Below are 9,232 nucleotides of genomic sequence, written 5' to 3' on the forward strand. Positions count from 1 at the left end.
AAACGATGGAACTGGTCGGGCGTGTATTGCGCTCCTCGACGGTCGGCGATCATCACGTCGAGATAGCCGCGTCGCATCATCTCCGTGGCCTTAGCCAAGGCATGGATGACGGTATCACAACCGATCAGCGCCATGCCCCGAGTTCCCACGCCAGTGACGGTGAAGGCCATCTAACCTCTCTATGGATTTGGAAGAGTAATCCCACTAACTCTCTGTGGTTAAAATATCGGAGCTGTTGGGATTGGCCAAATATTTTTGGCAGTTACAACTTATGCCCATCCATCTTCTGTAAAAACTACATTCGACAGTTCCCACGCGCTTCGTCGTATTTTTACCGCTTGGACGCCGCCCTCGTGAAAGGCCGTTCGGTGCCTCGCGTTTAATGAATTCACCGTGGTGCAAGCCGGCTTTTAGTGCGGAAGCAGCCGAAACCGCGCCTCCATGCAGCGTCGGGTCAGCGTTTTCTGAGATTGACCCTCATCGAGGAGAGCATCCGATGCAGATGCCCCTGCTGATCGCATCGTTTCGCTGATCGCTGGGCGTGCGTCGCTGGATGCTGCCGGTTTCGTTGGGGCCAAGTGCGCTCGGGCTTGGACCCCTTTGTCCCGTCCGGGTTCTACTCGACGCTTTGGCACCCGAGACGTGGTCACGGCTGGCTCCCATCTGATCTGAAGCCTGAGCCAAACAAGGATGGGAGGCTACGGTGATGAGCGTCACCATCGCGATTGGAAGCCGAGCTCTCATGTAAATCCCTCAAAAATTAAGGATCCAAAATGCGTACTATAAAACATCTACCATCCCCATGTATCTTTGTTCCCGCTACGGACACGGGAAATGTCTCTCGATTTTAATCGCCTTTCTACAGAATTTCATTATTTCGTGCCGGTATCCACGTTGGAAAAGGCTCTTCTAGCTCGGACACATTGCTATGGACAGTTTTCACATGGTTCGTTGCCCTACCCTGTGACACTGGACCCGGGACACATCGCGGGTGCTCGAGTGTTCCCAGGCCTCACAGAGAAAGAATTTCATGAACAAGCTCATCCTCGCTGCGGCGTTCGCCGTAGCGCTGGCTAATCCTGTCTCCGCACAAGTTTTCGAAACCCCGACCACCACGACCGTGATCGTTCCGCCGGGTTCGCCCGGTGTCGTCACGCGCCAGCCGGGCTCGACCGGGGAGGAAGGCGCTGCAACCTATTCCCCGACAGGCCGTGCAGCAGAAGGCATCTCGGAGGACTCGGCTGCGGCCGGTAATGAGGGTCAGCCGTCCCGGATCGGTTAAACCGGCAGCGGCGGCTCCGGCGGTAACGGCGGCGGCTAACTGATCCGCATTCGCCAAACCGTCGAAGGAATAATCTGATCGCATTCTCAGCGTCCCGGTGGCTGATCTGCCGGGACGTGGGTCATCATGCTTGAGGCAGCCGATCCGAGCCTCCCGCGAGCGATATCGCATCGTACGACGCCGGATGCCGCTGCCCTGAAAGATACGCCTATGCTGTTCCGATCCGAAACCCTACCGCCTCCCGGCAACCTGCACGTGGCCGAGCCGCCTGCATCTGATCGCCCGACCACGGCCATGTTGAAGGCCGACATCGACAGCGGTGCCACAGGTGACAAGGTCGCCGCCTACGACCCTGGCCTGTCGCAGCTTGGGACGGACGATGAGGCTGCCGGCAACCCGCCTTCGCATGAGCGCATCGCACTCGCTCGCAAGACCGAGACAGCGTCCGCCAGAGTTCGAAAAGCAGCATCGCCACATGGTGGTCTGAACAGTTGGGTCATCCCAGGGTTCTGCACCACCATCGGTGGGATTGGCGCCATCCTGACGCTCTCGATATGGCTCTTCTGATAGCCTCGCGCACCAGGCCCCTGAAGGAGGGTTTACCGGGAATGGCTACCCTCGACCAAACCCTGCAGATCTTCCGGGCGCTCCTCGACGCTGAGCACCCTGTGGCCATCGGCGAGGCCGATGAGGCGATCTGGGCTTATCTGAGTTCGATACAGGGATTGAGGGCACAGGCCGATGCGCTAGTGTCACTCAGGGCAAAGACCATCGAACTGAATTCCACCTCAGATTTCTTGCCGCGCCTGCTGGATGACCTCGATCTTCACTGGACTCGCCTGAACGAGAAGTCCGGCTAACACGACGATCTGAAGCGCACGGATATTCAGCTCAGGCAACCTCATCGGCAGTGTGCTCAGATTGAGCGCCAACAACGCCGCCACCAACCTCGCGGCCTTCTGCCAGCGCTGCCACATGATCCATGACCGGCCGGAACATCAGCGGCGGCGTTGGCGCACGCTGTTCCGCAGGAAGGCTCTCGGGGACCTGTTCGGCGGGCCTTATGCCTAATCGAGCAAGCCGACCTGAGCCGTGGTGTATGTGGCCTAAGCGACGGCGCGGTCTGACACAGCCACCATACTCTGTCCGGCCGGGACCTCGGGGCCGCGAGGGGCGCTACGGATCTCCTGCGGATCCTCGTTGAGGACCGCAACCAGGGTTCGGGCACGGTGCATCCAGAGATCGCGCTCGGCCCGCAACCGGTCGCATGCGACGTGGATCTCAGCCATGGCGACGCGCAGCTCGTCCACCGTACCTCGAAGCTCCATTGTCCGGCCGCGCTCGTCCACTAAGGCAGCCTTCAAGATCGCCAGGGCAGCAACGGGAACGGCGCCTTCCTGGTCCGGGCTCGTGCTATCCCGTCCGGCTCTTGCCCCCGCCTCAGGCCTGAGGCGCGCCAACTCCTCGCGCACCTGCGACACATCGAGCGACCGCGGGGCGGGAGCGTCGAGGGCCGGAGCGTCGATAGGACCGCCAAGTGCCTCCTCCTCCAGTACGAGATCGTGCAGCATCGTGAACACCGCATCCGCGTCCAGACGCTTGAGATCGAACCCACTCTCCGCCGCCAGCTCATTCCACAGCGCCTGACCGCGTGCCGACTGCCCGACGAAGGCCATCGACCAGTTCACGAAGCCGCGCACCTTAATCGGGCCACCCTCCAACACCGTCACGTCGCCGTGGCGAGGATCGCGCTGGATGCGCTCGAACGTCTCCTCGACGCCCTTCTGCGGCCCTTCCAGCACCTGCGCGAAGGCGCCGCCGTTGAACATCAGCGCGCCGGTGACTCCCACGCGCTCGTTGTTCCGTCGCGATGCCGCCAGGATCTGTTCGACTGCAGCCTCGGCCTCAGCCCCTGTCAGAAGATTCTTGCTGGCGTAGACGAGGCGGTACAGATCGCTCATAGTCTGGATCCGAGTTTAGTCGATCGAATAGAAAAATTTTTGGTCCATAAAGCAGACAAAGCAGCAAATTCTCAGTTATTGCTCTAGCATCATGCAGACTGAAATTGCTGTTTCGTATATCATTATTTTGCGCGACTACGCAGCAGGATATGGTAGGCGTTTATGTTGTCGGCATAACTTGAAGCGCGCGGCGAATTCCGCCGGTGGCATTGGCCGGCCAAACAGATAACCTTGCGCCTCTTCGCAGCCCTTCGCGAGCAGACGCTGGCGCTGCTCCTCGGTCTCAACGCCTTCGGCGATCACCTCCAGCCCGAAGCTGCGGCTGAGGTCGATCACCGCCCGCACGATGGCCGCGTCGTGCCGGTCCTCACACAGGCCGTTCACGAAACCGCGGTCGATCTTCAACCGCGTCAGAGGAAAGCGCTTGAGCAGGCTGAGCGAGGCGTAGCCGGTGCCGTAGTCATCGAACGCGATGCCCACGTCCATGGCGCGCAGCGCCTGAAGGGCGGCGATAACCTCCGGATCGTGACGCAGGATGATCGTCTCGGTGATCTCCAGCTCTAGGGCGTGGGCCGGCAGCCCGGTCTCGGCGAGGGCGGTGGCCACTCCCTCGACCAAACCGCCACCTCGGAACTGGGCCGCGCAGAGATTTACCCCGATCCGGAACGGATGCACGCCACCTTGCCGCCAAGCCTGTGCTTGGGCACAGGCGGTGCGCAGCACCCAGTCGCCGACCCGGGCCGCGTCCGGACCGTTGTCGAGCACCTCAAGGAACGCGCCCGGCATGAGCAGGCCGAGTTCGGGATGTTGCCACCGGATCAGGGCCTCGGCGCCCATGAGTGCCCCGTCGGACAGGCTGACCTGCGGTTGATAGTGCAGCACGAACTCGCCCTGCTCGATGGCGCGGCGCAGCCCGTCGCGGCAGGCCCGCTCGCGCTGTGCGACCTCGCGCAGTTCCGGCGTGAACAGACAGGCGCGCCCGCGTCCATCCATCTTCGCGCGGTAAAGCGCGGCATCGGCGCAAGCCAGCAATTCGTCTTCTCGGACCCCATGGGCGGGGCTCAGAGCCACGCCGACGCTGGCGCCGAGTCGCAAGACGGTTTCCTCGACGTGGTACGGTTCGGACAGGGCGTCGATCATCGCCTGCCCCTTGGAGATTGCCGTCAATGGGTCACCGACGCCGGTGAGCACGACCGCGAACTCATCACCGCCAAATCGAGCCGCTACGCCCATGGTGTCGACGCAGGTGCGCAGGCGACTCGCCGCCAGCCGGAGTACAGCATCGCCTACGGCATGACCGTGCGCGTCGTTGACCTCCTTGAAGCCGTCGAGGTCAAGCATCAGCACCGCCGCCGGGCGGTCCTCCAGGATCGCAGCCTCGATCCGGCCGCGCAGGACAGCTCGGTTCGGCAGCTCGGTCAGGGCATCGAGATGCGCGAGACGGAACAGGCGTTCCTCGACTATGTGGCGCTGGCTGACGTCGCGCGCGATTGCCCCGAAGGCTGCGTGGCCGTTCTCGGCCCAGGTGCACAAGGACAGCTCGACCGGGAACTCGCGGCCGTCCTTGTGCCGGCCGATGAGTTCGACAGTGCGGCCGAGAAGCCGCGTCGCCGCCCCGCGCGCGATCCGGCACAGGTCACCCTCGTGGCCGCCGCGCATTCGCTCGGGCACCAGGATGGCGAGGGGCTGGCCCAGAGCCTCGGCGACCGTATGCCCGAACAAGCGCTCGGCGGCCGCGCTCCAGAAGCTCACCCGCCCGTGCGCGTCCGCGCAGATGATGGCGTCCGACGAGGTGTCGGCGATATGCTCGAAGCGCGATTGAGTCGCGCGCCGGGCCGCCTCGACGCGGCGCAGCTCCAGCCGGTCGAGTACGAGACGGGCGAGGTCGGCGAGGATACGCCTGTCCCGGCCCGTGAAAGCGCGTCGCGGCTTGGGACCGGCGAGGCAGAGCGTACCGATGGCATGGCCGTCTCCGGTACGTAGCGGCACGCCCGCGTAGAAGCGGATGAACGGGGCGCCAGTGACCAGGGGGTTGTCGCGGAACCGCGGATCCTGGGAGGCGTCGAGCACGACGAGGATGTCGGTCTGCGCGATGGTCCGGGCGCAGAAGGCGACGTCGCGGTCGGTCTCGCACAGGCTCAGGCCGATCTTGGCGTGGAAGACCTGCCGATCGCGATCGACGAAGGAAACGAAGGCAGCCGGTGCGCCAAGCAGGCGGGCGGCGAGTTCGACGATGTGGGCGAGCGACGGGTCTGGCTCGGCATCGAGGATCTCGTGCTCGGCCAGCGCCTGCAGTCGAGCTTCCTCGTCAGTCTGCGCATGTGAAGATGGCACAGGAGGGCTCCGGATCGAACGGGTTAGCGCGGCCAAGTCAGCGGATGGGGTCGCCTTCCATGTCGGGCGCTGCGCCGACATTCGGACCGGAGTAGGCGCGGGCGAGAGCAGCGAGCCGCTCAACCTTGGCGAGGCAATCGTTCAGATCATCGCTCGCGCCGATCCGCGTGAGTTCACGGCGCAGAGCCCCCACCAGTGTCTCCAGCGACAGGCCCAAGCCGCGGATCTGCGGCCCACGCGGGCCGGCGACGCCTTGCTCGACCATCTCAGCCAGAGAAGCGCTCAGCCGACGCGCGCCCTCGACGCTGATCTTAGGTGTCATGGTGCGGATCTCGGCCATGACCGGCTCAAGCTGCGCGCACGGTGGCGAGGAAGCGCCCGACCTCGGCGGTGAGGTGCTCGGACTGGCGCGACAACTCGGAGGCCGCGCCCAGCACCTGGCTCGCCGCCGCGCCCGTCTCCTCGGCCGCGCCCGCCACTCCGGCGATGTTGCTCGTGACCTCGCCCGTGCCCATCGCGGCTTGGCTGACGTTGCGTACGATCTCCTGCGTCGCCGCGCCCTGTTGCTCGACCGCCGCCGCGATCGAGCTGGCGACCCCGTTGATCTCCCGGATCCGCTCCGTGATCCCGGCGATCGACGCGACCGCCTGGCTCGTCGAAGTCTGGATCTGGCCGATCTGGCTGGCGATCTCGCCGGTTGCCTTGGCGGTCTGCTCGGCCAAGGCCTTCACCTCGGAGGCGACCACGGCGAAGCCCTTTCCAGCCGTTCCCGCGCGCGCCGCCTCGATCGTGGCGTTGAGCGCCAGCAGGTTGGTCTGCCCGGCGATGTTCGAGATCAGCCCGACCACGTCGCCGATCCGGCTGACGGCGTTATTCAGCTCCTGCACGAGGGCACCAGTCTGGTCGGCCTCACGCACGGTCCGTTGTGCCAAGTCGGCGGAGCCAGCGACCTGGCGGCCGATCTCCTGCACCGATGAGCCCAGCTCCTCCGCCGCGGCCGCGACGGTGTTGACGTTCGAGGCGGCCTCCTCGGCCGCGGCTGCGACCGTGGTCGACTGGCTGGCCGTCTCGGTCGCCGTGGCGGTCATGGTCTGGGCCGTGGCCTGTAACTCGGTCGCAGAAGACGACACCATGCCGATGATGCCACCGACCGCAGCCTCGAAGCCGTCGGCCATCTGGCGCATGCCGGCCTTGCGTTGCTCCTCGGCGGCCAGCCGCGCCTGCGCGGTCTCGGCTTCGAGTTGCCGGGTGCGGATCAGGTTGTCCTTGAACACCTGCACGGCAGCGGCCATCGCGCCGATCTCGTCCCGACGCGCACGGTACGGCACCTCGGCTGTGGCATCGCCTCCGGCTAGGAGACGCATGGCATCGGTCATGCGGGTGATCGGCTGGGAGATGCGCAGGAAGCCGAAGAGGGCGGCACCGACGGCCGTCAGGATCGCGACCGCGACCGCCACGTAGGCGGCGAGCGTGGCGGCGTCCGCGTTGCTCACGCTGGCGTCGGCGTCGCGCTGGGCCCCCCGCTCATTGAAGGCGACATCCTGCTCCAGCGTCTCACCGACGGCCGTGTAGATCTTCACCGCGGTCGGGTTGGCGAGTTCCGCGAACGCTTCTTGCTGTCGTCCGGCCTCAAGGAGGCCCAGGAGATGTTGGCTCACCTGCTGATACTGAGCCCACGACTCCGAGAAGCTGGCGTACAGTGCACGCTCCTCGGTCGAGGAGATCATCGGCTCGTAGCGTGCTCGTGCCTTGGCGACGTTTTCCAAAGCGCTCTCGTACTTCTGCCGGTTCGTCGCCAGCGACTGCGCATCGGTCGAGGTGGTTGCGAGGCGGTACTGCTTGATCCGGAGCTCAGCGACGCCCGCGCGGATCTGATTGATGGTCACGACGGACGGCAGCCAGTTGGTGGCGACCTCGGTAACGGAGTGTCGGATACCCCCGAGCTTGACGATCGAGAGTGCGCCCTGTCCAGCCGCGATGAGGGCGAGCAGGCCGAAGGCAGCCGTTAGGGCCGCTTTGAGAGAGAGGTGCAAGCGCATAGTCGAGCTTCCCGGCAGGAATATAAACAGTCTTCGTTCTCAAATCGGCAGGGTAATAGACATCAATGTTGAAATAATCTGTTAATTAAAAGTTAATTACCACTTGACTTGAGTAGTTCAGCCAACATTTTCGATTGAATGTCCGTTAAATCACGTCAAATGACTGCTTTTATATCCTAGCTACTGGGACACACACCCTAATTGTCCGGTCATTTGCGGGGCAAAGTCCGACATCTCGCCAACTACAATACCGTCATTTGATAGTTTTCCGCCGAATTTTTCTGGATGGAAGGGGCGATCTGATGGAACACTGTACCTTGCCGCATATGCGGGTGCCGCAATCCTTCGATCCGCCGCTTTGCCGCAGACGCACAGGCTGAACGGAGAATGATCATCAGCCTTCGTTCGTCATATCGTCCGCTCGCAGACCCTCACCGCATAGCTCGGCCCGTCCTACCGCCCGCGAGAATTCTCACGGGATCGCTTCGGCCAGGGTCGCCCGCTGCCCCTCGGCAGCCTCTCTTCGTTTCCGCGTCCACAATCTGCCTCTGTGAATCTCCCCTACCCGTGGGGTGAATCGTTTTGCACCCTATGCCACCCAACAGCGCTAGGGCCGCGGACCGCCCTCCTCGCCGGAGCCACTGCAGCCACTCGCGGCTGATGATCCGCACCACGTTCGGGTCGGACTTCCGTCCCTGGTGACGGCGTTCCTGGATCGTCAACAGCCCGTCGCCCTCGGCCAGCCGGATCGCGGCCTGAGCCAATCGGCGGCACACGCCTGCCCGCGCAGCAATGGCGTCGATGAACAGCCCGCATGCGCCGTTGCGGGCCATCTCGTCCCCGACGACGCGTAGGACCGCGAGCTGCCCGGTGGTGAAGCGGCTCGCCAGCGCGGGTGGCATTGGGCCGGAGCAGGCCAGCCGACGGCGGCGCTCGATCGCCACGGATCGCTCAGGAGCCCGCTGGAGGCGCCTTGGCGGGAACAGCGTCACACGGCCGAGCGGAATGCCGACGGGCGCCACAGTCTCGCGCAAGGCGCTCCTGCGGGTGTGCAGCGCCTCGGCCAGGCCCTGCGCCTCTGAGTCGGTGACCGTCTCGGCGGCCAGAGCCTGCCAGATGGTGCGCGACAGGTCGTCGAGCTGGGCGAGTGTCCCCGCGCCCTCGATCGCCGACCGCATGGTGGCGTGAAACATCGATCCCGGTCCCTCACGGGCCGCGGCTAGGGTCCAGGCAAAGCCTTCCCGGTGCGAGAATTGGCGTTCTCGCTTGACTCCACGGGGGAGGTCATGGCTTGTGAGGAGCTATCGACGCGGCCTCACAAGGCCCCAGGATTTTCAGCAGGCTCCCGTTTGGCGACGGGGGCCTGTTGGCTTTTCAGGGTCTATCTCGCGGCGATGGTCTCCTGAACGGCGGCCGCGACTCGCCTGAGCGAGCCTGGCCGTGACCGCCCATGTCGGCTGGCGGTGGTGCCCAAGTCAACGTCAGGGAATGATCAGCGCGACCATGCCGGCCGGACCTTCGACTCTCGCGGACCTGCGCAAGGCGGGCATCATCACGAGCCAGGAGGTCGTAGCAGCCATCGACCTCTACTTGCGGGACCTGGCGGCTGGGCCCTA

9 protein-coding genes are annotated in these 9,232 nt (G+C 64.4%); 4 read left to right on the top strand and 5 right to left on the bottom strand.

Translation table 11 applies throughout. From position 1 onward, the window contains the following. Nucleotides 1-1,030: 1,030 nt before the first annotated feature. The 4 genes from MKK63_RS06205 (at nt 1,031) to MKK63_RS06220 (ending at nt 2,353) form a co-directional block, all read left to right on the top strand. Nucleotides 1,031-1,282, top strand: coding sequence for a hypothetical protein (locus MKK63_RS06205; RefSeq protein ID WP_243999745.1), 252 nt, complete (start codon nt 1,031-1,033; stop codon nt 1,280-1,282). Nucleotides 1,283-1,492: 210 nt separating this feature from the next. Then, a complete protein-coding gene (locus MKK63_RS06210; protein WP_243999747.1) occupies nt 1,493-1,849 on the top strand; it encodes a hypothetical protein in 357 nt (118 codons plus the stop codon). 41 nt (nt 1,850-1,890) lie between these two features. Continuing rightward, nucleotides 1,891-2,142 carry a hypothetical protein gene (locus MKK63_RS06215; RefSeq protein ID WP_243999749.1) on the top strand — a complete coding sequence of 84 codons (252 nt, stop codon included), beginning with the start codon at nt 1,891-1,893 and terminating at the stop codon, nt 2,140-2,142. Between the two features lie 61 nt (nt 2,143-2,203). Beyond that, on the top strand, nt 2,204-2,353 hold the full coding sequence (locus MKK63_RS06220) for a hypothetical protein (protein WP_243999763.1): 150 nt from the start codon (nt 2,204-2,206) through the stop codon (nt 2,351-2,353). Nucleotides 2,354-2,388: 35 nt separating this feature from the next. Here the strand turns inward: MKK63_RS06220 and MKK63_RS06225 are convergent, their stop codons facing one another. The 5 genes from MKK63_RS06225 to MKK63_RS06245 all read right to left on the bottom strand — a co-directional run bounded on the left by MKK63_RS06225 (nt 2,389) and on the right by MKK63_RS06245 (nt 8,809). Then, nucleotides 2,389-3,243 carry a BLUF domain-containing protein gene (locus MKK63_RS06225; protein WP_243999751.1) on the bottom strand — a complete coding sequence of 285 codons (855 nt, stop codon included), beginning with the start codon at nt 3,241-3,243 and terminating at the stop codon, nt 2,389-2,391. 135 nt (nt 3,244-3,378) lie between these two features. Continuing rightward, nucleotides 3,379-5,577, bottom strand: a complete 2,199-nt coding sequence (locus MKK63_RS06230; protein ID WP_243999754.1) for a putative bifunctional diguanylate cyclase/phosphodiesterase — start codon at nt 5,575-5,577, stop codon at nt 3,379-3,381. Between the two features lie 37 nt (nt 5,578-5,614). Then, entirely contained in the window at nt 5,615-5,917 is a 303-nt protein-coding gene (locus MKK63_RS06235) for a hypothetical protein (protein ID WP_243999756.1), read from the bottom strand. Between the two features lie 7 nt (nt 5,918-5,924). Further along, on the bottom strand, nt 5,925-7,616 hold the full coding sequence (locus MKK63_RS06240) for a methyl-accepting chemotaxis protein (RefSeq protein ID WP_243999758.1): 1,692 nt from the start codon (nt 7,614-7,616) through the stop codon (nt 5,925-5,927). Nucleotides 7,617-8,047: 431 nt separating this feature from the next. After that, on the bottom strand, nt 8,048-8,809 hold the full coding sequence (locus tag MKK63_RS06245; protein WP_243999760.1) for a hypothetical protein: 762 nt from the start codon (nt 8,807-8,809) through the stop codon (nt 8,048-8,050). Between the last annotated feature and the right edge of the window lie 423 nt (nt 8,810-9,232).

The sequence above is a fragment of the Methylobacterium sp. J-088 genome (assembly GCF_022829295.1).
GTDB lineage: Bacteria > Pseudomonadota > Alphaproteobacteria > Rhizobiales > Beijerinckiaceae > Methylobacterium.

Coding starts and splice junctions, on each gene's coding strand:
- MKK63_RS06245 (WP_243999760.1), bottom strand. CDS start 8,809: ATGTTTCACGCCACCATGCGGTCGGCGATCGAGGGCGCGGGGACACTC.
- MKK63_RS06235 (WP_243999756.1), bottom strand. CDS start 5,917: ATGGCCGAGATCCGCACCATGACACCTAAGATCAGCGTCGAGGGCGCG.
- MKK63_RS06215 (WP_243999749.1), top strand. CDS start 1,891: ATGGCTACCCTCGACCAAACCCTGCAGATCTTCCGGGCGCTCCTCGAC.
- MKK63_RS06240 (WP_243999758.1), bottom strand. CDS start 7,616: ATGCGCTTGCACCTCTCTCTCAAAGCGGCCCTAACGGCTGCCTTCGGC.
- MKK63_RS06205 (WP_243999745.1), top strand. CDS start 1,031: ATGAACAAGCTCATCCTCGCTGCGGCGTTCGCCGTAGCGCTGGCTAAT.
- MKK63_RS06210 (WP_243999747.1), top strand. CDS start 1,493: ATGCTGTTCCGATCCGAAACCCTACCGCCTCCCGGCAACCTGCACGTG.
- MKK63_RS06225 (WP_243999751.1), bottom strand. CDS start 3,243: ATGAGCGATCTGTACCGCCTCGTCTACGCCAGCAAGAATCTTCTGACA.